Here is a 26,773-nt window from a genome sequence, read left to right as displayed (position 1 = left end):
AGAACCTGTACACTTTTTGGCGGATTCCTGTATGTTTTATTATACTGCTTACAAGCGGTGCTTGAAAAAGATTTAGACGGATATATTGAATACAAAAAGAAAGTAAAAGGAACAAATTTTCAGACTGTCATCGTGGAAGTACGTAAGAAAATTTTGATTGACGCTATCAAAAACGGACTTACGATCAAAGAAATCTATCCTCTGCTGGGTTATCCTGAACCGTCTAATGTTTATTGGTTTTCTAAGCGGTTCTTGGGAATGCGTTTTAATGACTTTTATGATATGATTAAAAATGAAATATAATAATAGCTGCACCTGAACAGAGATGTTTGAGTGCAGCTTTTCTTTATCACGCAAAGTTCCACAAACCAAAAATGTCTGACGATTTGGGAACTTGAAAAAAGTGCCGATTTGCTTTTTCATTGCTTTTGTGCTATGCTGATTACAGCAAATTTACCAGCCTGTCTATGGATTCGGAGATGATGATATCGACAGACCATACACTGACTTCAAAACGCTGTATGCAGTGAACGATCAAATCAGAAAGATGATTCGTCATCAGGAGTATTCGGACAGACGTGAAAGACGAAGAATCATCACATATCATGATAATCTTTACATTCCGCCTGATCTGGAAGATGCACAGCTGCTTGCCATGCGGCAGGCACTTCTGAAATTCAAAGATCTGTATCTGGGTAAATTTGAAGTCCTGATCGGTTTCTATTGTGGAAACTATAAAACAATCAAAGCATACGCCGTAACATACGGCATATCCAGACAAGCAATGTCCAAAAAGCTGCATAAGGCTCTGGAACTGCTTCGTTTTCTGTGCTTTGAAGAACTTGAGAATCTTGAAAACTGAATATGAAGAACGCACCAAACCTGATTGCTGCAATTTTGTAACAAATTACGACGATTCAGCAACAGTTTTGCTTTTGTGGTTGTGTTTATTCCGCTTCTGCGCTAAAATAGAAAGAGCAATTTTAAGCCTGTCAGTATAGGAGGAAACAAGTATGCAGACAGGAAAAATCACTGCTCTATATACCCGATTTTCTTTTGATGACGGTATTGACACGGAAAGCGGAAGCATTGAGCATCAGAAAGCACTGCTTAAAAATTATGCAGAAACCAATGGCTTTACGAATCTTTCCTATTATGCGGATGACGGATATACAGGCACAAATTTCAACAGACCGGATTTTCAGCGTATGATGGATGACATCAGAAACGGCTTGGTCGGAACAGTAATTGTCAAGGATATGAGCCAACTGGGCAGAAATTATCTCATGGTAGGTCAGTATGTGGAAATTGACTTTCCGAAATACCATGTACGATTTATTGCGATAAGCGATAATGTAGACTCCGCCAAGGGAATGAATGAACTGCTGCCGATCAATAATCTGATGAATGAATGGTACAGCAGGGACATTTCCAAAAAGATTCGCTCTATGATGCGACAGAAAGGCAACAGTGGTCAGCACATCACTTCAAAATTGCCGTATGGGTATTACAATACACCGGAAAACAAGCAGGAGTGGCTGATCGATGGAGAAGCTGCTGAGGTAGTCAGAGAAATCTTTGAACTGTATGTTTATCATGCAATGGGAACAAAGCAGATCGCCATGCAGTTACAGGCTGAAAAACGTGTGGGAGTAGAATATCATAAGAAAATCCGTAAAGGCATTGCAGTCACTACTGAAAATATTTACTCCTGGTGCAGTGCGACTGTGGTTTCTATTCTCAAACGACAGGAATATGTCGGAGATACAGTCAATTTTCGTACAGAGCGAACCTCTTATAAGAATAAGACTGTGATCTACAATGGAAGCGATAAAATCAAGATCTTTCCGAATACGCACCCTGTAATCATCAGCCGTGAACTGTTTCAGATGGCACAGGACAGACGTGAAAAAACGATACGTCATCCGTCCAGACCGCACAAATACCTTTTTGGTGACTATCTGTATTGCATGGACTGTCATGCAAGAATGCACGGCAGACAGTGCGGTACAAAGCGTGAGAATACTCTTTATTGTTATGAATGTGCAACCTACCGAAAAAGCAAAGGGTGTTACTTTCACGGTGTTCCAGAAAAGTATCTTGAAGATGAAGTTCTGAGAGCTATTCAGAGAATCATCGGCGAGGCAAAATCTGATCCCGATGAATTTCACAGAATCATGCAGAAGCATTTAGAAAAGAAGTCTGATGACAGCAAAGCCGTTGTTTCAGCTGATCTTGAAAAGGCACAGCTTCGCATTGCAGAAATTGACAAGTACATTCAGGGCTTATTTGAAGCAAAAGTCAGAGGTGAAATAGATGGAGCTTTATTTGCAAGTCTGAAAAAACTTACGATGAAGAAAAAGAACAACTTAACGCATTCGTTGCAGAATTCATAGGCAAACTTCATAAGAAAAATGAATCTGCCAACAAGGTCAAACTGTTGATGCAGGCAATCAAAAAGTATGATGCCGTTACGGAACTCACTCCACAAATGTTGGTTGACTTTATCGAACATATTGAGGTTGGCAAATGTCAAAACACAAGCAAAAAGTTGCCGTTTTCAAAAAGAGATAACGCAATTTCGGTTTTTTTTCGGGGTATCGGCATCTTTTAATTAGCGAAGAGAGAGTTCCCTAAGCGTATTACGACCAGTATTTCGTGGAGCACAGTCACCCACCCATCATTGATCCGGAGGAATTTGAACTGGTGCAGGCAGAAATGCTGCGACGACAGAACCTGCGGCGGCAGTACAATGGAAAGAGCGTATTTGCTGCCCGGCTTGTCTGCGGAGACTGCGGAAATTTCTTCGGGGCAAAAGTTTGGCATTCCAACAGCAAATATCGCCGTGTGATCTGGCAATGCAATCACAAATTCCAAGGGGTGTGCAAATGCCAGACACCCCATTTGCAGGAGAGTGTCATACAGCAGCGGTTTCAGGCGGCAGTTCAGGAATTGCTGCAAAAGCGAAAAGCAATTCTGGAAAACTGTCAGGTAATGCTGGAACTGCTCACGGACTGTACGGATTTGGAGCATCAACTGCAGGACTGGAAACGCAGAAAATACGGATTTCGGAACAGGTACAGGGATATGTTCGGGAGAACAGTGAAATTGTGCAGGATCAGGAAAAGTATGAGAAACGGTATCAGGCACTGGTGGGACAATATGAACCGCTGCAGAAACAAGAAACCGCTCTGCAGGAACAACGAGCAGAGCGGTTGGCAAAACGAGAACAGATTCAGGACTTTCAAAGAGCATTGAGCGGACAAAATGGGATGCTGCTGGAATTTGACACACAGCTGTGGCTGGCTGCTGTAGAAAAAGCAGTGGTGCATCGAGATGGAAAAATCGTGTTTGTCTTGAAAGATGGGACGGAGTTGGTACAGAAAATTTGAGGGGAGTGGGGGTGCAGACTGCACTCCCTTTGCTTTGGGGTGTGCATTGTATCATTTGTGACGTGCGTTTCCAAATGTCCATTCGACACCGCCGTCTAGGATACCGCTTGTCTGGTCGAGATGCATATATCCTCCTGGCTGTGTTTATCTACAGGAGTATAGGGCAAAGCGTCTGTATCATTCAGATAAATTATATCGCTCACTTTCAGGAATTCTCCCTGCGTTCCGCGTAAAAATTGTTGAAAACATCTGGATTTCCTGTTAAAACTTCATATTCTTTTGCGAACGCACTATTGGCGTAGCAATACATGGTTTTTTCCGTAAAATTTGAATCTGATAATGCTACTCGAAAGACAAATGCATTATAGGTAACAGAATCAAGACTTGCTGTTTCTTCATTGGGAATCAAATTTTTTCCCCAAACAATAGATTCTGTACAATACCACACGTCGGAGGGGATTTGGTCGTCCAAATAAGGGATTTTGTTTATTGTACCGTTATCAAAAACCAGAGTACGGCTGCTGCAGTCAAATTCCCATGTTGCTCCGCCGTCAACTGTACCATATGTTTTTGTAAGATAAAGGTCTCCACCTGTGCCGGATTCCAGGAGAGTAACTGGATAGTGCTGATTGACCCAATCCTCATCTTTTCCGCTTTGATTTAGCTGATATGCATAAAATTTTTCGTATTCCGCTCCCATGACGCTGTTACGGTAGAGACAAACCTCAGGACCATCCTCACTTGTATATTGTGCGATACACGAATAAAGAAATAGATTCAGACCATTGGAATCTGTTCTGTCCGGCGGTTGAACGTCTCTTCCAAACACCACTTTTTCTGCTGATTGCCCGAAGTGTTCCATATATTCACTTTCGGCGATCATACCATTTCCGTCTACGGTGAGAGTTCGGGTTTCTATGTCATAGCTCCACGTTGCTCCGTCTGAATAAGTACCAGAAGTGGGAACATATTTTTCAGTAGCTGTACCTGTGGAGATAAAACGGTCTGTTTGATAAACCGAATAGTAAAACCAGGATTCCTTTTTTCCGTAGAAATAGACATTTTCGTTATTCAGCAGGCTTTCCAGATCCATGTTTTTGACGCTTTCGCTTACCTCCAGTTTTAAAGCACCAGCGGAACCGCCGAAGCAGTTTTCATAGAAACCCTCTCCAACGCCAGTGATACCATCTTCGATCACTGCATGAGTTGCTTCAAAAGGAATGCCATTTGCCATCCAGCCAGGGGTTTTGATGGTTGCACCATTTTCTACATATGCTTCAACTTTGCCCGTTCCGGAAATGGTCAGAGTTTCTGTTTCTGTATCATATGTCCATGTGACATCACTGCCCTTTGCACCGCATGTGCCGGAGTAGGTCGTCTGCTGCGTAACTGAGGTTGCAACAAGTGCAGTGCTGCCTGCTGCCTGAACTGTTCCGCCAAGCATGGAAACGGAAAGTAACAGTGCACTGAAAGTGATTATAGCTTTTTTCATTTTGACCTCCTTTCATCTAGGCAATGGGCAGAGAATCTTCCAGATGTACCAGATAGCGCAGGAGCGCAAGACCATCTTCCACAGAAATTGTACCATCACCGTTGCAGTCCATATTTTTTCTTTGGAGATCGTTCAGTGTGACACTGCCGTTTGCAACCTTATTCAGCAAAACAGCGTCAGTTACGTCAACTTTGCCATCCAGATTTGCATCGCCTACAAAGGATGTTTCCTCGTCAAGAAAGATGATATTTGCATTCAGACAATCTGTATTCAAATATTCGAGCTCTTCTTCGCTGAGTGTTTCCATATATGCTTGGAATTGCTGGATAAAAAGATCGTATTTTTCTGCAAAATCACTGTTTTTATAGCAGTAGATAGGCGCTTTTCTTGAGAGAAAATCACGCATGTATGTATTGTATCCAAGTTCTGTACTGCTTGGATCATCCGGAACAACAACATCAGCATTCAGTACATATGCATTTCGTGGTCCTAACACTGGGGTACTCATTAGATTAAAAATACCGCCGCTGATCGTCATGACTCCGCTTTGATAATCATATTCCCATGTAGCTTTGTTATTTGCAAAAATAGTGCTGCCGGAAGTTTCCCACAAAGGGTTTTTTGCTATATCAGTTACAACATACTTGTAGGAATGATAGGAAAAATATCTATATGCTTCAGAACCGTAAAGCACTTTGTAAGTACAATTGGCTAGTAAGGAAGCAGTGAGATTGGCTTCGGGTACGCTTTCGGGAATGGAAACGGTTCGGTTGGTCATAGGAACTTTATCATAGTTTGACCAACAGCTCAATTCAAATAAAGTTGTATCTATATATCCCAAATCGGTGATACCCTCTTCAAAAACAACATTTTGAATAATGCAATCTTCTGAAAGAATATGTTTCCAAACTCTTGATGCATAGTTATTTTCCTTATCAACCATAGAACCCGTACCTGAAAAGGTAAGCGTCCTTGTTGATTTATCATACTTCCATGAGATCAAATCGGAATCCTCCCAGAAAGTATTATATGTTCCTGTGTAGTAGGTGAATTCTGAGGGGGCGACATCTTCTGTAGAAAATGTGAGTTCTAAAGGAAGTGAGCCGTCTTCACGTACATCCCCGAATGCAAATGTATATGTAGCAGAAACTGTATCATTTCCACATGTGCCCGTATAAACCTCGTCATATCGGTAATCTGTTTCTTCTGTGGTGGAAGTGGCAACAGGTACGGCATTTGCTGCCTGAACTGTTCCGCCAAGCATGGATGCGGAAAGCAATATTGCTATAGAAGAAACAAAAGCTTTTTTCATTTTTTGCGCTCCTTTCCAGATAAGAGGATATGCTTAAATGTGCTGATTAATCCAGGTTACATCTGAAATATCAATAGTACCACTTTCGTTTGCATCTGCTGCCAGAACGCTAACAGGACCAGATACAGCATTATACTCGCTGCTGTTACTACCACCATAAGTAAAAGTAACGTCGTAACCAGTAAGCAATTCCAACAAATAAGAGGAATCTGCAGAATTGACAATACCATTGTGGTCATAATCGCCTAAAGCGTAAGTATGAATTTCAATATCGGAGTCTTGACCATTTGTAGAGTAAATTCCTCTAGTATCAATCATGAAAGCACTGTGAACAGACGATTCAGAAGTCGCTTCTGAAACTGCTTTTATTTTGAAAGAACAAACACTAGCAGAGTCACCAGCTGTATCAGTTGTTCTTTTTATTCTATCTTCGATCTTAATAAATTCATCCCCTGTGTCCTGATCGGTTTTCAAGGAAAATTCCATGTTGGAATAGTTACTAAAAAATTTGTACGGTTCCTTCTCGTCACATAAATACTTAACTTTATTATGATTCCATGAGATCTTTATAGATCCCTCCATGGTTGCCGCAGTATTCATTACAAGGATTACTGCTCGGTGAGGAGTGCTAGCAAGGTTGGATCCGCTATAATACGGACCACTGATTGCGTGCGTTTTTTTAGTCGACCTTGTAAGAGGCGTTGTTGTGCTTTCACTATCAATCAGCGAACGTCCCTCCATGTAGGTTTTCATGATTTCTCTTGCTTCATCCAATGTTGTACAGTTATCTACACAATACTGTGCAACATTATGAGCACGTTCGTCTTCAAAGGAATTCACAAATTCCTGCGCTTCCATGCTCTCAAATTCTGCCGCAAAAGCCGGTACAGAAGTAGCAGAGAGAGTTGCTGCCATTGCCAGTGCAGAAACACCAGCGGTCAATTTTTTCATTTTGTTTTTCATAAGAAATACATCCTTTCAATTTTATTTCAAGAAAAAACCATGTGCTGATTTTTTCTAATACTTATATAATAGCATACTTTTTTCTCGCCAAAATCAAAATGTCAAAAATAACGTGTTAAATGTAAAAATTAGCAAGGCATGAGGGAGTGCATTCCATATTTCTGATGTCTTTTTCTCCGTGAAGTATCATCCCTTATGCCCTTGCCGGACTTTGCGTGGAAAGCAGATTCTCCATTGTTTTCCTTTTTCTTCGACTTGGGGATAATTTATACAATTTATTTGACTTGAATTTGTGTATTCCTACAAAATTGTGCGGCTTTCGTTAGATTTTCTACTTTTTCAGTCGGTACTATATAGAAGGCTGTGATATAATAAAAATACTATCACGGCACTTCTGCCTACCATCATGATGAAATAGGATGAACTAATGAAAGATATCATAACAACGATAGTGGAACGATATTATGATTCCATCTATTATTACTGTGTTGCCAGGTTGGACGATGCAGATGCGGCTAAGGACTGCACCCAGGAGGTGTTCTGTGTCCTGGTAAAAAAGCAGTCTGTGTTGAAAGATCTGGAACATATCCGACCATGGCTGTACCGTGCGGCAGATATTGCGATAAAGGAATACCGCCGCAGTGAGGCACGCTGTGCTGCTGCACCGGAGGAAGTGCTGTCCAGGGAAAGTGTAACATCTGAGCCGGACTGGACAGACGACCATATCCGGGACATTCTGACCAAAGAGGAATATACCTTGTTATGGAAACATTACATGGAGGGATACACCATCCGTGAACTCGCCGGACAGCTCAGGATCTCAGAAGCGTCTGCTTATATGCGAATGACACGGCTTCGGCGTAAAGTTGCAAATGCAATGCAGGCAAAAGAGAGGAGGGAGTTTCCATGAAACGGAATCAAGATTCTCAGTTTGCCCGGCGCATACAGGAGAAATATCATAGAGATACAGTACGCTGTCATATGCTGGAGCAGCAGATGGACGAGGAATTGGGAAAGGCAGAACCGGATTTTGACAAGGTAGATGCACTTGTTCGTGAGATTGCCTTGCTGCGGGGACAGATGCAGGAACCGGAGTACATGAAACAGGAATACAGTGCACTTCTTCCTGTATTGTTCCGTAAAATGCGCTTTTTCCGCATAGAGTGGATCGGCATGATCACAGCAGCAGTTTTCCTGGGCTTGGGTCTGTCTATCTATCCCACCATCCAGGAGGGAAGAGGTACACTAGAGGTGGTCGAACCGACTCAGTTTGTTCAGACAGCGGAAGCAACTGTATCGGGAACATTAGAGGCTGCCGCTACCGTTTCTCAGAATCCCACGGAAACGCAAACAACAGCTGTGACGGAAAATGCCGGAGAAACCGATAGCATACTAACTGGTAGTGGGGATGCTTCTCCTGTGGAAACTGCACTGGAGCAGCCAGACACAAATACGGATATGGTGACAGAAACCAATTCTGCTGCATCGGTAAAGCAGACCACACCAGTTTTGACAGGCAACGCCGAAACTTCCGCCGGGACTACTATGTATACGACGCATAACACGCAGACAAGCAGAACTACTGTCAGCACAGCGGCTGTTGCTACAACAGATACACAGGATGAAGAAACCAATATCGTCACAACGGAAAAAACTTCTGCTCTGCCTGGGACAACCACTACAGTTATCCCAGGTACGACACAGACAACAACGACTTTTACAACTTTGACCACGACTCAAACTGCTACGCTGACTACCACACAGACGACAACGTTTTTTCCAACCCTGACCACGACTCAAACTACTATGCTGACTACCACACAGACAACAACAACGATATGGTCTACAGAGCAAACCACAATGAAGACTACGGATACCACGCAGACTACAACTGTTTTTGCTACAGATGTGACAACGACTACTCAGTCAGAAACAACAACTATTGATCCGCAACTAACTTCTTATCTTTTCCTCCACAGTTATCCGGACAAGATTGAATATCAGCCTGGAGAGGAAGTAGACTTTACTGGAACGAATATTTCCGCCGGTTACTGCTATACTGACGAAGATGGTGTGGAACGATATGAGCCTGAGGTGTATACCCAGGATCTGACTTCAGAAGCTGTCAGTGCACTCATAGAAAGCGGTGTGCTCACTGTGGACACTAGTCAGCTGGATATGAATACGCCTGGCATCTATCATGTTATATTGTGGTACACCTATAGGGATACCACTGCCAGGGCAAGTTTCCCCATTTTCGTAAATGACCCGGCGGAGAGTACTGCTGCATCAGAAACAAGCACAACTGTAAATGTGGTTACGTCTACAATTGCCTCATATGCACAGAAAAAGGATTCATTCTCTGAACAGGAGGGATCATTATGAAAAAATGAAATAAATTTTGTGACAAAGATAGCTGCATGTGTTATGAGCCTTGCAGTAGGACTGATTCGAAACATTTCCCCATACCACACCGCCTGTGATGATAAATGAAACTGCCAGAATCAACGAAGACTGCAATCAAAATCGGGAAATTGATCTGGATGGCAGTCTTTTGCTTCTGAAATTCCTGGTGCACCTGGAATCATCTCTTCCAGTGCAATGATACCTCGGTAGTGGAATAACACACACTGATACGATAGAATAAACATAAAACGGCATCCTCTGCCTGGACGATACAGGCAGAGGATGCCGCTTTTTTTATGAGATATTTTTTATTACTCTGGCACGGTATGCCGAGGGTGTCATACCGTTGTGCTTTTTGAAGATCCGGCTGAAATAATTGTTGTCGTGATAGCCGCACCGAGAGGCGATCTCTGCTATGGAGAGGTTTGTTGTCCGGAGCAATTCACACGCTTTCTGCATTCGCAGATTGGTGATATAGGTCATGGGAATACAGCCGAAGGCTTCTTTGAACAACCGGATAAACTGTCGCTCAGAATAGTTGGAAAGCCTTGCAAGCTGAGAGACAGAGATCGGTTCTGCATAGTTTTTTTGAATATAGGCAATGACACCTGCCAGTTGCAGGATCCCAGCATCGTCGGGAATCGCCTCGAAACGATACAGGCGTGACAGAGTGACGGTCAGCTTCAGAAATTCCGCCTTGAGTATGGTTTTCCAGCCGTCGGATTTTTCGGTGAATTCCTGGTGCAGTTGGTCGATCATGCGGTTTATCTGAAGAAAAGCGTCCATATCTAACTTGAGCCTGCTGGAAAAACGGCTTTTTCTGGAATAGCGGGGTTCCAGTACGAACAGTGCTTGGAATCCGGCAGATTCCGTAATATCCAGTTCCGGCGTAAAAAAGAAAGACGGACGGAACATGATATTGCAGATGCGGAAATCTCGGACATCTGTGTAGCCGTGCTCTGTCTCATCACTGATAACAAAGACATCGCCCTTGCGGATGCGGTATCGTTCGCTGTCCACAATGTGCTCTGCACTGCCGCTGAGTACAATGACTAGCTCGGAGAAATTGTCGTGGCTGTGGAGATAGAGAGGTTCTTTGTGGATGCCGTATTGTATGAAAAAGGGAAAGCTTTCATCCTGAAGAAAGGCGCTGAGAGGCATTCGGAACATGGGAGGCTCCTTTTTGTTGTCAGTTTTATGCTATTATTTGTCGAAATTATCCTGCTGATATGCAGGGAGATGTGCTATAATGGAAGTATAGCATATTTGGCACGTGAATGCAAGGCTTTTTCGGGAAAGGATGTGGCGCTTATGAAACATACAAAAATAACAGGACTATTGACAGCTGCTGTACTCTGCCTTTCAGCGGCAGGGGATCTTTCTGCTGGGGCAGCCCACGCATCCGATGGAACAATGCGGAATATCACTACCATGGAACTGGTGCGCGACATGGGCATTGGCATCAATTTGGGCAATACATACGAATCCTGCGGTGACTGGATCGCCCAGTGGGGTGATGGTACGCCGGAATCCTATGAAACTGCTTGGGGTAGTCCGATCATTACCCAGGAGATGATTCAGGGCTATGCAGATGAGGGTTTCGGGGCATTGCGTATTCCTGTGGCATGGTCGAATATGATGGAGGAAAATTATACTATCAGCGACGACTATCTTGGCGCAGTGTGGGAAGCAGTGGACTGGGCGCTGGACAGTGGCATGTATGTGATCCTCAATATCCATTACGATAACGGCTGGTTTGCCGGATTCTCAACGGACAAGGACGAGTGCATGAAAAAATACACCCGTATCTGGGAACAGCTGACTGATGCCTTTGCGGAATATGATGATTATCTCATGTTTGAATCCCTGAACGAGGAGGGATGCTGGGAGGATATTTGGAACCGATGGAGCGGTGACAACGACAGTAAGAAACAGGCATACGCTCTGTTGAACGAGATCAACCAGACTTTTGTGGATATCGTCCGTTCGTCCGGCGGCAATAATTCTCAGCGGCATCTTCTCATTGCCGGCTATGCCACGGATATTGACCTGACCTGCGACAGTCTGTTCCAGATGCCGGAGGATTCTGTGAACCGCTGTGCAGTATCAGTGCATTATTATACACCCTCAGACTTTGCCATTCTGGAAGAGGATGCAAGTTGGGGGACAGCGAGATCGACCTGGGGAACAGATTCTGACTTTGCCCAGCTGGAACACTACATGGATATGATGAAAACGAATTTTATTGACAAGGGTATCCCGGTGATCGTGGGCGAATTCGGCTGCCCTAAAAATAACAAGGATGCAGATTCCGTCCGGCTGTTCCTGACTTCGGTCTGCAAGGCGGCATATGACCGTCAGCTTTGCCCGGTGCTCTGGGATATTACGGGACTGCATTATGATCGCAGCAGCTGCCGGATGTATGACACGGAACTAAAAGCGGCATTCCAGGAGATCGTGGGGAGTACTGTCCAGCCAGAAAAGGGCGATGTGAATCTGGATGGTGCGATCAGTGTCAGTGATGTGGTGCTATTCCAGAAATATCTTCTGGGAACAGTTCCTCTGACGAAAGGACAGGCAGCGTGTGCCGATGTATTCGGGGACGGCAGATGGAATGGTCTCGATCTGGCAGTGCTCAGACAGATGTTGTTACAACAGACAGCATAAAGGAGATAGGAGCATGAGAAAAAAAGTGATTGCAATGGTATGTGTTCTGACGGGTGCAGTCAGTCTTGTCAGCGGATGTGGAACTGCTGCCGGGAACGGCAGTGAGACCTCTGAAACTGCCATACGGGATATGACTGCTACTGCCTATGCAAAGGATATGGGCGTGGGCATTAATCTGGGAAATACCATGGAGGCGTTTTGGGAGGATACTGCCAACGAGACTGGCGGCTGTATGACCATCGGAGAGAATACGCCGGAGAATTATGAGACCTGCTGGGGTGCCGTCCCGACTACAAAGGAGTGCATTGACGGCTATCAAGCGGCAGGATTCCGCACGGTGCGTATCCCTGTGTACTGGGGTAATATGATGGCGGACGACGGGACATATACCATCAGTCCGGACTACTTCCAGCGTGTGGATGAGCTTGTGGAATACTGTCTGGAGGATGGGCTGTATGCCGTTATCAATATTCACCACTACGACGAATTCCTCATCAAGAATCACGAAAAGGAAGAGGTACTCTCTATCACGGAACATCTGTGGATGCAGATTGCCGAACACTACAAGGACTATTCTGATTATCTGGTGTTTGAGGGCTTCAATGAGAATCTGGGTTCCCAGCAGGAGTCAGATTCCTACACGGATGACCAGCTGTATGACTATGTTAACGAGATGAACCAGACCTTTGTGGACGCTGTTCGGAAAACAGGAGGCAAGAATCAGGAGCGGCTGCTCATTGTCTCTGGCTATTGGACGAATATTGATAAAACTACGGATGCCAGATTCCGGATGCCGGAGGATACGGCAGAGGACAGGCTCATGGTCTCTGTGCATTATATTGACAATGCGAAATATTGGATGAACCAGGTGGGCAATCAGGCGTGGCTGGATTACAGCACAGATCAGTGTGAACTGCTGAAAACGGCGTTTACAGAAAAGGGTATCCCTGTGTTTGTGGGAGAGTGTACTTCCATTTATGAGAGTACTCATCTGGCACGGAATGCGGAATATACGGACTCGTCGGAATGTCTGCGCCTGATGCTGAATATGGCTGCGGAATACGGCTTTGTTCCCGTGCTTTGGGATGTCAATGATAATTTCTATTCCAGAACGGAATATCAGGTGAAATCGGAAAGTGATCAGCGTGTGATTACGGAGATTGCTGAGAAGATCGGTGAATAACGGAAATGGCTGGTGCACCATATGCGGTGTGCCAGCCATTTCTATGCAAGGGCTATTTCAACAACAATCCGTAAGGGCACGGCGTGCCGTGTTCTGAGACAAACGGTGCAATGGCAAATGTCGGGATGGATTATCATTCTGTAATTCCAAATTTAAGAACGCCGCAGGTCTGTTTTTCGCACGGCATCCCGTACCTTTAGCACAAAGGGCGGCGAGACTGAAAGCTCATCAATCCCCATGCGCAGAAAAGTCTCTGTCAGGGATGTGTCAGCGGCAAGTTCACCGCAGATGCCGATCCATGCACCGTTGGCATGGGCATTTTTAGCGGACAACTCAATGAGCCGGAGAATCGCCTCATGATGAGGATCGCAGAAGCGTTCCAGCTGGGGATTCTGCCTGTCACATGCCAGAGTGTACTGAGTCAGATCATTCGTGCCGACGCTGAAAAAATCCACCATGGGCGCAAGCCTGTCGCTGATAATTGCCGCCGCTGGAGTCTCGATCATAATGCCCACCTCCATGGTGTGGGAATATGCCAGGTGCTCATCTTCCAGTTGCTGCTTCACTTGTTGGCAGAGGGCAAGGACTTCTTTCAGTTCACTGACGCTGGTGATCATAGGGAACATGATACCCAGCCGCCCGAATGCCGATGCCCGGTACAGTGCCCGGAGCTGCGCCCGGAATATCTCAGGATGGGTCAGGCACAGCCGCACGGCTCGTAGTCCCAGCGCCGGATTTTCCTCCGGCTGCATGTGGAAATAGTCCGCCTGCTTGTCTGCACCGATGTCCAGAGTACGGATGATGACCTTTTTCGGCGCCATGCTTTCCAGAACTTTTTTGTATATCCGGAACTGCTCCTCTTCGGTGGGGTAGTCGTTCTTTTCCAGATAGAGAAACTCGCTGCGGAATAGACCTATGCCACCTGCGTCGTTGAGCAGTACTGCGCCTGTCTGGTCAGCACTGCCGATGTTGGCATATATCTTGATCTTCGTGCCGTCTAGGGTAACATTTTCCTTGTCCAGGAGCTTCTGGAGCAGTTCCTTTTTCTCCGTCTCCTCCTGCTGTTTTCGTGTATAGCGTGCGATTGTCTCCGGGTCGGGATCGACAAGGAATTCTCCGGTGAAACCGTCTGCGACAGCAAGCATACCGTCCTGGATCTGTTCCAGAAAATCGTCTCCCAACCCGATAATGGCAGGGATGTTTCGGTTTCTTGCCAGAATTGCCGTGTGGGAATTGGACGAGCCATGGGCTGTGACAAAGGCGAGCACCTTGTCTTTATCCAGGGAGACGGTTTCGCTGGGGGCAAGATCGTCTGCGCAGACAATAACCTTTTCCGCCGATGCAGATGTGTCGGCACTGCCGTCTGTGAGACAGGCAATGATCCGGTTGGAGATATCCTTTACATCGGTGGCTCTTGCCTGCATATAGCTGTCGTTCATGGCGGCGAACATTTCCGCAAAATGATCGCCAGTTACCCCCACAGCATATTCCGCATTGACATTTTGGGTGCGTATCATTTCTATAATGGCATCGCTGTAGTCCTCGTCCTCCACCATCATCATGTGGATCTCAAAGATCTGGGCATTGGCTTCGCCTACCTCTTTCAGCGCCTTTTTGTGGATCTTCTCCAGTTGTGCCAGCGTCTTTTCCTTTGCTTGTTCCAGGCGTTTCAGCTCTGAGGAGATATCCTGTATCTTTGTGCGCTTGATAGGAATATCCTGCCGACGGAACACGGCGATTTTTCCTATGGCAGATGCGCCATAAACGCCTTTTCCGGTAAATGTTATCATGCACCGTCACCTCACAGATTGGCTTCCAGAAACGACCGGATTCCCTGTTCTGCTGCCGCTTCATCGCCGCCGTTAATAGTAATCGTTACTGTATCTCCGTACTTTGCACCCAGCCCCATAAGTGCCATTAACTTTGTGCAGAGGACACTTTTTCCGTCCTTGGTGATGGTGATCTCGCTGTCATAGGCCTTTGCTGTTTTTGCTAGCATTCCTGCCGGCCGTGCGTGGATGCCCAGTTCGTCTTTGATGGTATAGGTGAATGTTTTCATGGTTTTTTCTCCTTTATTCATTGATTTCCAACAGCTTTGCTTCCGGTGTGATATGCCCGGATGCAACGGCATTGATATGGGTATAATCCTCTGTGTTGCAGATGATCATGGGTGTGGTGAGGCGATAGCCAGCATTTCGTATTCCGTCCATGTCAAAGGTGATCAGCAGATCGCCCTTGTGCACTTTTTGTCCGTCTGCCACATGTGCTTCGAAGAATTCGCCTTTCAGCTTTACAGTGTCAATGCCGATGTGCAAAAGCAGTTCGCATCCCTGATCGGATGTTAGATTGATGGCGTGTTTGGTGTCAAATACCATTTCCACTGTGCCATTACATGGTGCATAGAGTTTACCCTCTTCCGGCTCTATGGCAATGCCGTTTCCCAGCATTTCGGAAGAAAAGGCTTCGTCCGCCACATCTGCCAGGGGAACAACTTCACCTTGTATATGGGCATACAAGGAGATGGACTGGTTTTTTCCGGGGGATGGATTCTCGTGGGGAACAGACTCCAGCGGTATTGCTTCTTCTAGAAGTTCTGCCGCCCGGGCAGCCTCTGCTGTATCCAGAAAATCCTCCAACTGAGATTTCACCACGGAGACCTGGGGTCCGTATATGATCTGTACGCCGTTGCCCTTGTGAATGATACCGGATGCGCCGCTTTCTTTTAGCAGATTGTCTCTTACCAGTGCCGGGTTTGTTACCGTGACACGCAGTCTCGTGGCGCAGCAGTCTACATCAGAGAGGTTTGCCGCACCGCCCAGTCCTGCTACAATGCAGGCACTCACACGGTCGAAGCTGTCCTGTGTGTTATGGGAAGATGTTTTTTTCCGGGCATCCATATCCTTCCGGGTATAGAGCTTTGTCTCTTCGTCATCGGCTTCTCTGCCGGGAGTTTTGTAATGCAGCCGGGTGATCATAAAGTAGAACACGAAATAATACACCACTGCATAGACCAGTCCCACCACAATGATCCAGATCCAGTTGGTCTTGGCATTGCCCTGGAGAATACCGAAGAGGGTCAGGTCGATGGAACCGCCGGAAAAGGTCATGCCCACGCCTACATTCAGCATATGCATAAGCATATAGGACAGACCTGCCAGCACGCAGTGGACGGCATACATGGCAGGGGCAACGAAGAGGAAGGTGAATTCCAGGGGTTCGGTAATACCCGTGACCATGGACGTTAGAGCTGCGGAGAGGAGCAGACCGCCAACAGCTTTTTTCTTTTCCGGTCGGGCAGCACAATACATGGCAAATGCTGCCGCCGGAAGACCGAAGATCATAAAGGGGAATTTGCCCGACATAAACCGGGTAGCAGAAACGGAGAAGTGTTCTGTAGCTCTGGAAGCCAGCTCTGCAAAGAAAATATTCTGTGCACCCTGTACCGTAACCCCATCGATGACCATAGAACCGCCCAGCTCCGTCTGCCAGAATGGCATATAGAACACGTGGTGCAGCCCGAAGGGGATCAGGGCACGTTCTGCGATGCCATAGATCCATGTTCCCACATAGCCGGAATTCAGCACCAGCTGCCCCAGACGGGCAATGCCACCCTGTACTACCGGCCAAAGGTAGAACATACCGATGCCCACCAGCAGATAGACTACGCTGCAAATGATGGGCACAAACCGTGTTCCTCCGAAGAAAGAGAGTACCTGTGGCAGCCTGATCTGATAGAATCGGTTATGGAGAGCTGCAACGCCTAGCCCTACGATGATACCGCCGAACACGCCCATTTGCAGGGTAGTGATGCCAAGGGTAGTAGTGGTGGAATTTGCCGCCATGGCATCCACGCCCCCTTTTGCAGTGATCAGGGCACTGATGGCAGTGTTCATGATCAAATAGCTGATGGCACCGGCAAGGGCAGCTACTTCTTTTTCCTTTTTCGCCATACCTATGGCAACACCCATGGCAAACAGCAGCGCCAGGTTATCAAAGACAGCACTGCCCGCTTTGCGCATAATGTCCAGAATTGTGTAAAGCAGACCGCCCTCCTGGATGATGTCTGTGAGATGATAGGTCTCCAGGGTGGTTGGATTTGTGAAAGAACTGCCGATGCCCAGAAGCAGTCCGGCAACGGGCAGCAGTGCAATGGGAAGCATAAAGGAACGCCCCACACGCTGCAAGACCCCGAAGAGTTTGTCTTTCATGGATGATACCTCCGTTTTTTTCATTCGCCTTAGTATCTGACATTGCAGGGGAAATATGCATCCAGGTTTTATATTGGGAGGATCCGTTCTAAAATTTATGCTCGAAAAGACGTGTGCACTTCCTATGTGGGCAGTTTTTTAGAGATGCTTTATGGATAACCTTAGCACTTTCGGGCAGGATAATGATATCCTATATCTGGAGGTGAACTATGGAACCTTATGAAATTCCCCTTGGCTTTGGCATGGCGCTTGTGCAGAATCCGGAGGCACTGCTGAAATTCGCCGCACTTCCGGAACAGAAAAAACGGGAGATCATAAACGGCACGCATACGGTTTCTTCCAAGGAGGAGATGCGGCAGTATGTAGAACGTATTTTGTGTGCGACAGGATGATGATATAGGAGCGGATATTATCCGTTTGCAAATGAAACAGAAGTGATGGCAATGTATATACGGCGGCACCACACAATTTTTGTGTGATGTCGCCGTAATGTGCGTCCGATTTAAAAATGCTTGCATTTCACTTGAATTTATGATATACTTGAAAAAGAAAACGTCTGTTGATAGAACTTTGTGAAATATCACGAAACGCAAACCATGCATGACAGGCAAAAATGGGCGATATATGGCGATATATTTTGAGGAGGAAAATGATCATGAAAAAAGTGAAACGTATATGGCAGGCAGTTATTCTGTCGTTTGTCATGCTCACCGCATGGCTGCTTCCCATGTACAGCTACGGCAATGTCACAGTTCCAGTATGGGCGGCATCTGTGGATTATCCGGTGCAGCTGATGAATATTGCAACCAAGGATAATGGAAAGGTGTTGACGGAGACTGGAACAGCTGACGGCGCAGCAGTTACTGTACAGGCACTGGGCGGCGATCTTTCGGCATCTTGGCGGTTTGACCGGGTGGGGTCGAATACAATCGGTACTTTCTTCAAGCTTGTTAACGCACAGTCCGGCCGTCTCCTGACGCCATTGAACTACAATGTGTCAGCAGGTGCAAAGGTGATCATGTACGGCAGTGAATCTGCGCAGTCCCAGCATTGGTATGTGATCCCGGTGAAAAAAGACCATCTGGGAAATGATCTGTACTACAAAATCGTCAACTATGCCGACACATCCCTTGCACTGACACAGGGTACATCAGGTATGATGCTGTCGTCCTATACCGGTGCGGACAATCAGCTTTGGCTGTTGAATGCCGATGGATTACAAGGCTTTGCGGGTTATTGTTTCAATGACAATACCAATAACATCAAAGCTGGAGATATCGGTGGCTTGTTCGGGGAGACTGTAGAGGTTTCTACTTTTGATGACCTGAAGAAATATGCCGCATCTGACACGCCCTATACGATTGTTGTGACTGCGGATATTAAGGTAACAAGCCTGACAACGGACTCATCTGGACGGTATTATTGCCCAGACGGCAGAATTTATGTGCATAACAACAAAACCATTATTGGCAGCTATTCCGCACATACATTATACAACGTGCAATTCTGTACATCGTCCAAGAGCGGTACAGGAAACAATATTATCATTAAGAATTTTGACTTGCAGCACGATGCCGAATCGAACGGCAATGACTCCATTGTGGTTTATTTTGGATCCGGTCAGAATCTTTGGGTAGACCACTGCACATTTACCGGTCATGCCGATTATAACACTGCTTCTACGGGACTGGAGGATTGGGACAAATTCCTTGCCTGCTGCTATGATGCGGATTATTGTACCGTTTCAGATTGTTCTTTTGGTCTGCATGAATACGGTCTGATCCTGGGCTATCCAGCGGATGATGAGACTTCTTATAACAATTACAATAATTTCCCTCGTATGTCTCTGATCGGAAATAAATTCCACGAGACCCTGACGAGAGGTCCTGGCCTTATGCGTTACGGCTATTTCCATTCGCTCAATAACTATGTCAGCACATTCAGCATGGCGTATACGGTACATACAGCTTCGAAGGTTTTTGCGGAGAACTGCTGCTATGAGGACGGCGGCAATGTGATCTGCGACTGGAATACGGTGACATATCCAGGCTCCTATGCGGAAACCGGTTCCACATCTGTCGGATGTTCCCGCACTACGATTGAGGGCTATGCTACAGATTGTACCTGGCGTCCAACTTCTAATTATAGTTATACCTCACTTTCCGCAGTAAATGCAAAAACCTATTGCTCTACCTACAGCGGATGTCAGACCTCAAGGAGTAACATAATGTATTTGCGTTTTTCTGTAAAGGGTGTTCCCAGCGCAGGCTATACAGAAGCGCCCAGTGCACCAGTTGCTGCTAGCTTTACGGAAGGTGCGGCTTATCGAATTAAGAATGTCAACTCCGGTCTCTATCTCCAGGTAGCTGATGCGGCAGCGAAAAATGGTGCAAATGTACAGCAGTGGGGAACGAACGGAACTTCTGCGCACGATATTTGGAAGCTTTACAGTGCAGGTGATGGATATTATTATATTGCATCTGCGGTGGGAGATGGCGGTACATATGTGCTGGATATTGCCGGGAAAAAGACGGATAATGGGACAAACATTGATATCTATCAGTATAACGGCGGTACCAATCAGCAGTTTATGCTGACGGAAAATGCTGATGGCAGCTATAACATCTGTACGAGAATCACAGGTGAAAAATCAGTGATTGAGGTTGCAGATGCTTCAAAAACTTCTGGTGCAAATGTGCAGCAGTGGGAGATGAACGGCGCAGACTGTCAGAAGTGGATCTTGGAATCTGTGACAGACCCCGGCTGTGCAATGGATACCAACGTGATCTATACATTCCAGAATATGAACTCAGGTATGGTTATGGATATTGTGAATGGTGAAATGCAAGAAAATGTCAATGTGCAGCAGTGGGAGCAGAATAATACCAATGGTCAGAAATGGCTGCTCACTTCATTTGGTTCACAGAATTATTACTGGATTCGTTCAGTTCAAGATGAAGGCTATGCCCTTAAGGCGGATGGCAGCGGAAACGGCGGAAATATCGAACTCGCTGCATATTCTACAAAGGACAGTGCACAGCTGTTCCGCTTTACGAAAAATCTTGATGGTTCATACAGCATAATCAGCCATGCCTCAAAGGATACCTGCCTCGTTGAAGTAAGCAATGCTTCTGTAGCAGGCGGTGCCAATGTGCAGCAGTGGGAACCGACAAACCATACTTGTCAGCGGTGGAATCTTGCAACAGAGACGAAACCGGTTACGACAACCACTACAATAACAACTGCCGTAACCACAACTACTACTGCCTCCACGGCAGCAACTACATCTGGGAAAACAACAACTGCCATAACGACATCCACAGGATCACCTGACGAACAGGTTGCAGGTGATGTGAATAATGATGGTGTAACAAATGCAGCCGATCTCGTAATGCTGCAAAAGTGGCTCTTGTGTCAGGGTGACCTTGTTAACTGGAAAGCTGGAGACCTCTGCAAGGATGGGATTATCAATGGCTTTGATCTGTGTCTAATGCGGTGTATGCTCATTGAGTCCTGAGGGACTATCAAATCGGAATGGAAATCACTTATTTCGAAAATTTTTTAAAGCCTTAACAAATCTGGGTACACCCTGTTGGCCATCATAGCGTTTCGCTGTATTCAAACAACCCCCGGCTAGTTCACACTTTGCCGGGGGTTGTTTATTCATATGATGGAAAAGAAATCTATATAGGTGCAAACATTTTCTGCCCATATTTTTCTTCTACAAATGACATTTCTGTGGGTGGATAATATTTGTTTTTACGAAATGTTGGCTCAGGCAGCCGCTTCCACTGCTTGTTCTGCGGTATCCGGCTCCATATGCTGCTCCTGCCGCTTTTGGATATCCTTTCGGAACAATGCCTTGAATACGGTGCGGATCAGGGGTTGAATAAAGAACAGCTGGGAAAAAAATGCAAAGGGGAAGTTGAAGCAGACCAGCTTTACCCAGTTAGCAAGCAACGTGAAAATGTCGAATCCGGCGTAATAGGGGTAGTACAGAAAAGCAGCGATCAGACTCATGGAAGGGCACATGAGTCCCACAGTGGTACAAATAATGGCAGTCTCAAACAGTACCGGATGGGTGGTTCTGGGGTCGAATACCTTGCACGCCAGCCGGAAAGAACAAGGACTGCCCATGACAACTTCCAGGGCATAGGCAAAGCAGAATTCTACTAGAATAACCGCCCAGATGGGCATGAAACGGCCGAACATGTACACACCGCCTTGCATCCCAATGGCATCCAACACGCCCGATGCGCCTTCGTTGACGGCGAGCAGGGTGGAACCATTGACCACATACAGGCTGTAAAAGACATAGGCATGTACTGTCACCAGAACAGTGAGAAATGCGAATACCATTCGTTGAAACTGATTTCTTGGCATAATAAAAATCTCCTTTTCTGCGCAAAAAAAAAGAAGCGTGAAACCACTGAAGTGATCTCACGCTGAACCATTCTACGCATGATATATTTTCTGCTGTTTTTTTACAGCTTTATTATTTTACCAGATTTGCTGCTCTGCTGTCAAAGGCGATTTTGGACAAACTTTTTTCCACGTTACTGCTTTAATTCGGCAGTTTTATCCTCTGCGGCAGCATTTTCCTGTTCTGGAATGCGTACAATTGCCTTTTCCACGCAGTGCTGTCGGATGTTCAGAATGTATACTTGAAAACCGTCCACCTGCATTTTTAACTTTGTGCCGTCTTTGGGAATCTCGCCCAGTTTTCCGATGAGATAACCGCTGAACGTCTCATATTCCTCATCCTGAAACTCATGTTCCAGAGCCTTAGAGACATCGTTTAGGGAACATGTACCTCGGATTTTCCAACTCCTGGAGTCCAGGCGTTCCACTTCCGGTTCCTGCTGGGCTGTTTCGTCATCATCGAAATCACCCACCAATTGTTCCACCAGATCCGTTACAGTAATGATACCGCACATGCCGCCGTATTCGTCCAGCACTACAGCAAAGTGATCGGCGTGGCGCTTCATTTTGCTAAACAGTGCATCAGCTTTCAGGGTTTCATGGATAAAATACGGTGTGTGTACCGCATGTTCCATAACAAATTCCTTGGTGCGGTTCTGAAGCCGGAAGAAATCCTTTGCATTTAGAACACCCACGATCTGGTCAATACTGTCACCGCAGACCGGGTATACCGTATGTCGGGACTCGTGAATGGTCTGCTCCCATTCCGCAATGGTCTCATCCATCCACAGAACAGAGACCTCCTTCCGGTGGGTGCAGATCTCACCTACTGTCAGATCATCAAAGGCGAAAACATTTTTGATCATGTCGTTTTCCGTGGCATCAATGGTTCCTTTTTTGCGTCCGGCATCTGCCATGAGAAGCAGATCCTCTTCGGTGACGATCTCATCATCGCTGTTGGGATCAATACCACAGAGCCGGAGCACTGCATTGGTAGATTTTGTTAGCAGCCATACAAGCGGTGCAAAGAGCTTTGCAATTACTGTAATCGGCCCGGCCATGGTCAGGGAGAGTCGTTCTGCATTTTTCATGGCGATACGCTTGGGCACCATTTCTCCTAGAACGATAGAAAAATAGGACATGATAAGCGTTACCAGAATGACAGAAATGGTGTCCATGACGGAATCACTCAGTCCGATTCCAATTTTTTGCAGCCATTGGGAGAGGATTTCTGCAAAGCTGTCGGTGGCAAAAGCAGCACCCAAAAAGCCCGACAGCGTAATGGCGACTTGGATGGTCGCCAGAAATCTTGATGAATTCCGTATCATTTTCAGAAGCCATCGTGCACGTTTGTTGCCTGTCTCAACCTCTTTTTCCAGTTTGGTCTCATTGACAGAAATGACGGCGATCTCTGTCCCTGCGAAAATCGCATTCAATGCGATGAGAATGATTTGTAATAAAATCAGCCAGATCATATGGACTTTTTTTCCTCCTGTTATCATATCTATCTGTGAAGTCTGTTTGTGGTAAAAACGCAAAAAGACATAGCTAACACCGCATCTGGTGTAGACTATGCCTCTTATCCCAGTATATTCTCAAAAAAACATATTGATTTGTGTCGCTTTCATCGGCGGCATCCATGTTTGTTTCACACTCCGGTTCAAGATAAAAATTGATATAGTACATTCTACTTGATTTCGTGACTTTTGTCAAGAGATATGCTGCACATTTGGCGGAATATACAAAACAGGCAACGGATTTCGCAGAAAGAAAAGCATATTTTTCATGCGAATTCCGTGAAATTTCAATTTTATCATAGAAAGACCTCTAAAATCTGCAATTTTTTTCAAAAAAGACTTGCATGGAGATGTCAAATATGCTATAATTATAATATTCAGTGGAATAAATATTAGTCAATATGACTGTTCTGCCGAAAACGGCATAGGTATCATATGAGAAGAAGTTCTCAAAAATTTGGATGAATAGGAGCAATTACTTATGACAACAAAGAATATTGCATTGGCAGGTCACGCAGGCACCGGAAAAACCACGCTCATGGAAGCATTGTTGTACCAGGGCGGACGAATCGAACGGATGGGCAGTGTTGCCGCCGGGAATACGGTCTCCGATTATACTGCCGAGGAAATGAAACGGCATTCTTCCGTTTATACAGCAGTGGGCAGCATCATGCAAAATGGACAGAAGATCAATCTGTTGGATACGCCGGGCATGTTTGATTTCGCCGGCGGTATGGTACAGGGCATTTCGGCAGCAGACTGTGTTATGATCGCTGTGTCTGGAAAGTCCGGCGTGCGTGTAGGCACCAAAAAGGCGTATCGTGCTGCTGAGGGAAAGCCGCGGATGTTTGTGGTGACAAAGCTGGATGATGAAAATGCCAATTTCTATAATGTGCTGACGGATCTGAAATCTACCTTTGGTCCTACAGTCTGCCCGGTGGTTGTGCCCGTCATTGTGAATCGGGAAATCGATTCGTATATCAATCTCATTGAGATGAAAGCGTACCGTTATGACAAGGACGGTAAGGCGCAGGAGATTCCTATGCCCACCGCAGAGGTTTCCGAAAAGCTGAGTTATCGTGTAGATGGTTTGATTCAGGCATTTTCCGAGGCCATCGCCGAGACAGATGAGGAACTGTTCGAGAAGTTTTTCTCTGGTGAGGAGTTTACCCAGAAAGAACGGGTGGACGGTATCCACAAGGGCATGCGTGACGGTACGATCACTCCGGTGGCATGCGTTTCGGCAGCTGCCATGGAAGGTATCGACCTGTTGTGCAAGGAGTTGGAACTGTTGGTGCCGGCAGTAGAAGAGGCAGAGGAGATTCTTGCAGAAGATACAGTCGGCGAACCGGTTGCACTTCATACAGCAGCAGATGAACCGGTCTGTGTGCAGATATATCAGACCTTAGCAGATCCCTTCGTGGGAAAACTGTCTATGATGCGTGTGGTTTCGGGTACTTTGCGGGCTGGAGCAGAACTAGTGAACGCTGCCACAGGTATGACAGAAAAGATCGGTAAGCTGTTCTACCTCTGCGGTAAAAAGCAGCAGGAGACGGATTCTTGTGCGGCAGGAGATCTGGTAGCAACCACAAAGCTTTCTGCCAATACAGGGGATACTTTGTGTGATCCATCCCGTGTGGTATCCCTCTCCAGAGCTGTTTTCCCGAAGCCCTGTTATCCCATGGCAGTTCGTCCGGCAGCCAGAGGAGACGAGGCGAAGGTCGCATCGGCGATCCAGAAGCTGCTGGAAGAGGATCAGACTCTTTCTTATACACAGAATCCGTTAACACGGGAGATGATCTTGTCTGGATTGGGCGAACAGCATCTCAGTGCTGTAATTTCCAAGCTGAAATACGATTTCGGGGTAGATGTAACGCTGTCTGTACCGAAAATTGCTTATCGGGAGACCATCCGTAAAAAGGTCAAGGTACAGGGCAAGCACAAGAAACAGTCCGGCGGTCATGGACAGTACGGCGATGTGTGGATCGAGTTTGAACCCTATCCCTCTGACGAACTTGTTTTTGAGGAAAAGGTGTTCGGCGGTGCCGTACCGAAGAATTTCTTCCCGGCAGTGGAAAAAGGCTTGCAGGAATCGGTGACAAAGGGCGTTCTCGCCGGATTTCCGGTTGTAGGCGTTAAGGCAATCCTGGTAGATGGTTCTTACCACCCGGTGGATTCGTCGGAAATGGCGTTCAAGACGGCTGCGTCTATTGCTTATAAAGAAGGCATGAAGCAGGCAGAACCCACGCTTCTGGAGCCTATTGGTTCTCTGGAGGTATCCATTCCGGATGACAATACCGGCGATATTATGGGTGATCTGAACAAGCGCCGGGGCAGAGTCCTGGGCATGAATCCGTCGGAGGAAGAGGGTATGACCGTGATCCTGGCAGAAGTACCTATGCGTGAAATGGCAGATTTTGCAATGCAGCTGCGGCAGATGACCCAGGGCGAGGGAACATTTACCCTGGAGCCAGTGCGCTATGAGCAGCTCCCGGCAAATCTCATGACGGAGGTTATTGCTTCGGCGAGTGAGTAAGGCATATGGATATAAAAAACTATCTGAACATATCACCGCAAAGGCTGATGCTAGGAAAATTTTAATTGTCGGCATTGATGGACTGGGCGGCGCTGGAAAAAGTACGCTGTCTGGGGAATTGAAAACCATGCTCCGGAAAGTGGGATTGCAGACAATTGTTTTGCACATTGATGATTTCATTCACCCAAAAATTGTGCGATATCGTGATGACGTTCCGGCGTGGGAATGTTATTACAATTTACAGTGGAGATATGACTATTTTCTCCATGACATTCTTACACCCATGCGGAAAAATCATGCTTTTCATGGAATCATTGAAATCTATGACAAAGAACAGGATTCCTATACGCTGCAAACGCTGGATGCAGAACCGGGAACGATTCTTCTCGTAGAAGGTATTTTCTTACAGCGACAAGAATTGCAAGGATTTTTTGACACAATGATTTACCTGGATGTACCAGAGAAGATACGGCTGCAGAGAGTGTTGCATCGAGATTATTATATTGGAGACACTTCGCAAATTGCAGCAAAATACGAGACTCGTTACTTTCCGGCAGAACGACATTACGTCAAAACGTGCGAGCCGGCAAAGCATGCGGATTTTATTGTGACAGACTAGCTCCTCTTATTCAATATAACAACAACCGACTGCCTTATGATTTTGGCAGTCGGTTG

The 26,773-nt window shown here is 46.1% G+C and carries 23 protein-coding genes and 1 pseudogene; 14 read left to right on the top strand and 10 right to left on the bottom strand.

The features are described from left to right. The 6 genes and pseudogenes from QZ375_RS07065 to QZ375_RS07050 all read left to right on the top strand — a co-directional run. On the top strand, positions 1-303 hold a 303-nt coding region (locus tag QZ375_RS07065; RefSeq protein WP_295217334.1), incomplete at its 5' end, for a hypothetical protein. A gap of 223 nt (positions 304-526) precedes the next feature. Next, positions 527-862: a hypothetical protein gene (locus QZ375_RS07060; protein ID WP_295217332.1), complete on the top strand. Its 336-nt coding sequence runs from the start codon at positions 527-529 to the stop codon at positions 860-862. A gap of 151 nt (positions 863-1,013) precedes the next feature. Next, positions 1,014-2,396 carry a recombinase family protein gene (locus tag QZ375_RS07055; RefSeq protein WP_295217330.1) on the top strand — a complete coding sequence of 461 codons (1,383 nt, stop codon included), beginning with the start codon at positions 1,014-1,016 and terminating at the stop codon, positions 2,394-2,396. Continuing rightward, on the top strand, positions 2,327-2,614 hold the full coding sequence (locus QZ375_RS14270) for a DUF4368 domain-containing protein (RefSeq protein ID WP_365728560.1): 288 nt from the start codon (positions 2,327-2,329) through the stop codon (positions 2,612-2,614). The genes QZ375_RS07055 and QZ375_RS14270 overlap by 70 nt, the downstream gene beginning before the upstream one ends. Before the next feature lie 104 nt (positions 2,615-2,718). Further along, positions 2,719-2,886: pseudogene (locus QZ375_RS14265) on the top strand (hypothetical protein); the annotation flags it as partial. Positions 2,887-2,888: 2 nt separating this feature from the next. Next, positions 2,889-3,392: a hypothetical protein gene (locus QZ375_RS07050; protein ID WP_295217328.1), complete on the top strand. Its 504-nt coding sequence runs from the start codon at positions 2,889-2,891 to the stop codon at positions 3,390-3,392. Between the two features lie 205 nt (positions 3,393-3,597). On the opposite strand, the gene QZ375_RS07045 is transcribed toward QZ375_RS07050, so the two are convergent. From QZ375_RS07045 to QZ375_RS07035, 3 genes are read right to left on the bottom strand one after another with little or no spacing between them, the layout of a single operon-like run. Further along, positions 3,598-4,884 carry a hypothetical protein gene (locus tag QZ375_RS07045; RefSeq protein ID WP_295217326.1) on the bottom strand — a complete coding sequence of 429 codons (1,287 nt, stop codon included), beginning with the start codon at positions 4,882-4,884 and terminating at the stop codon, positions 3,598-3,600. Between the two features lie 16 nt (positions 4,885-4,900). After that, positions 4,901-6,196 carry a dockerin type I repeat-containing protein gene (locus QZ375_RS07040; protein ID WP_295217323.1) on the bottom strand — a complete coding sequence of 432 codons (1,296 nt, stop codon included), beginning with the start codon at positions 6,194-6,196 and terminating at the stop codon, positions 4,901-4,903. 33 nt (positions 6,197-6,229) lie between these two features. Beyond that, positions 6,230-7,159, bottom strand: coding sequence for a hypothetical protein (locus QZ375_RS07035; protein ID WP_295217320.1), 930 nt, complete (start codon positions 7,157-7,159; stop codon positions 6,230-6,232). 427 nt (positions 7,160-7,586) lie between these two features. On the opposite strand from QZ375_RS07035, the gene QZ375_RS07030 reads away from it, so the two are divergent. Together QZ375_RS07030 and QZ375_RS07025 are read left to right on the top strand one after the other, a co-directional pair. Further along, positions 7,587-8,069 carry a sigma-70 family RNA polymerase sigma factor gene (locus QZ375_RS07030; RefSeq protein WP_295217318.1) on the top strand — a complete coding sequence of 161 codons (483 nt, stop codon included), beginning with the start codon at positions 7,587-7,589 and terminating at the stop codon, positions 8,067-8,069. Continuing rightward, positions 8,066-9,544 carry a hypothetical protein gene (locus QZ375_RS07025; RefSeq protein ID WP_295217316.1) on the top strand — a complete coding sequence of 493 codons (1,479 nt, stop codon included), beginning with the start codon at positions 8,066-8,068 and terminating at the stop codon, positions 9,542-9,544. Before QZ375_RS07030 ends, QZ375_RS07025 begins: the two co-directional genes overlap by 4 nt. A gap of 119 nt (positions 9,545-9,663) precedes the next feature. On the opposite strand, the gene QZ375_RS07020 is transcribed toward QZ375_RS07025, so the two are convergent. Then, the gene (locus tag QZ375_RS07020) at positions 9,664-9,810 is read right to left on the bottom strand and encodes a hypothetical protein (protein WP_295217314.1); all 147 of its coding nucleotides are present in this window, start codon (positions 9,808-9,810) and stop codon (positions 9,664-9,666) included. A gap of 49 nt (positions 9,811-9,859) precedes the next feature. Further along, positions 9,860-10,735, bottom strand: coding sequence for a helix-turn-helix domain-containing protein (locus QZ375_RS07015; RefSeq protein ID WP_295217312.1), 876 nt, complete (start codon positions 10,733-10,735; stop codon positions 9,860-9,862). A 141-nt stretch (positions 10,736-10,876) separates the two neighbouring features. Here QZ375_RS07015 and QZ375_RS07010 point away from each other — a divergent pair, with 141 nt between their 5' ends. Both QZ375_RS07010 and QZ375_RS07005 read left to right on the top strand, forming a co-directional pair. Continuing rightward, a complete protein-coding gene (locus QZ375_RS07010) occupies positions 10,877-12,232 on the top strand; it encodes a cellulase family glycosylhydrolase (RefSeq protein WP_295217310.1) in 1,356 nt (451 codons plus the stop codon). A gap of 13 nt (positions 12,233-12,245) precedes the next feature. Continuing rightward, entirely contained in the window at positions 12,246-13,415 is a 1,170-nt protein-coding gene (locus QZ375_RS07005; RefSeq protein WP_295217308.1) for a glycoside hydrolase family 5 protein, read from the top strand. Between the two features lie 152 nt (positions 13,416-13,567). Here QZ375_RS07005 and ptsP read toward each other — a convergent pair whose 3' ends face one another. Genes ptsP through QZ375_RS06990 form a run of 3 tightly spaced genes read right to left on the bottom strand, consistent with a single transcriptional unit; the run spans position 13,568 to position 17,623 of the window. After that, complete coding sequence (gene ptsP / locus QZ375_RS07000; protein ID WP_295217306.1) at positions 13,568-15,205, bottom strand: phosphoenolpyruvate--protein phosphotransferase; 1,638 nt, start codon at positions 15,203-15,205, stop codon at positions 13,568-13,570. 11 nt (positions 15,206-15,216) lie between these two features. Beyond that, entirely contained in the window at positions 15,217-15,474 is a 258-nt protein-coding gene (locus QZ375_RS06995; protein ID WP_295217303.1) for an HPr family phosphocarrier protein, read from the bottom strand. Positions 15,475-15,487: 13 nt separating this feature from the next. Next, the gene (locus QZ375_RS06990; RefSeq protein WP_295217301.1) at positions 15,488-17,623 is read right to left on the bottom strand and encodes a PTS transporter subunit IIABC; all 2,136 of its coding nucleotides are present in this window, start codon (positions 17,621-17,623) and stop codon (positions 15,488-15,490) included. Positions 17,624-17,832: 209 nt separating this feature from the next. Between QZ375_RS06990 and QZ375_RS06985 the strand changes: the two genes are divergently transcribed. Both QZ375_RS06985 and QZ375_RS06980 read left to right on the top strand, forming a co-directional pair. Beyond that, a complete protein-coding gene (locus QZ375_RS06985) occupies positions 17,833-18,015 on the top strand; it encodes a hypothetical protein (protein ID WP_295217299.1) in 183 nt (60 codons plus the stop codon). A 263-nt stretch (positions 18,016-18,278) separates the two neighbouring features. Beyond that, the gene (locus QZ375_RS06980) at positions 18,279-21,140 is read left to right on the top strand and encodes an RICIN domain-containing protein (protein WP_295217297.1); all 2,862 of its coding nucleotides are present in this window, start codon (positions 18,279-18,281) and stop codon (positions 21,138-21,140) included. A 257-nt stretch (positions 21,141-21,397) separates the two neighbouring features. Here the strand turns inward: QZ375_RS06980 and QZ375_RS06975 are convergent, their stop codons facing one another. Together QZ375_RS06975 and QZ375_RS06970 are read right to left on the bottom strand one after the other, a co-directional pair. Next, entirely contained in the window at positions 21,398-22,006 is a 609-nt protein-coding gene (locus QZ375_RS06975) for a hypothetical protein (RefSeq protein WP_295217295.1), read from the bottom strand. 173 nt (positions 22,007-22,179) lie between these two features. Then, entirely contained in the window at positions 22,180-23,520 is a 1,341-nt protein-coding gene (locus QZ375_RS06970; RefSeq protein ID WP_295217293.1) for a hemolysin family protein, read from the bottom strand. Between the two features lie 523 nt (positions 23,521-24,043). Between QZ375_RS06970 and QZ375_RS06965 the strand changes: the two genes are divergently transcribed. After that, entirely contained in the window at positions 24,044-26,098 is a 2,055-nt protein-coding gene (locus QZ375_RS06965) for an elongation factor G (RefSeq protein WP_295217291.1), read from the top strand. After that, positions 26,091-26,717: an AAA family ATPase gene (locus QZ375_RS06960; RefSeq protein WP_295217287.1), complete on the top strand. Its 627-nt coding sequence runs from the start codon at positions 26,091-26,093 to the stop codon at positions 26,715-26,717. Before QZ375_RS06965 ends, QZ375_RS06960 begins: the two co-directional genes overlap by 8 nt. Positions 26,718-26,773 lie beyond the last annotated feature (56 nt).

Source organism: Ruminococcus sp., from assembly GCF_019417665.1.
In the GTDB taxonomy this organism is placed as follows: domain Bacteria; phylum Bacillota; class Clostridia; order Oscillospirales; family Ruminococcaceae; genus Ruminococcus_C.
This window is presented reverse-complemented; position numbering and strand designations above follow the sequence as displayed.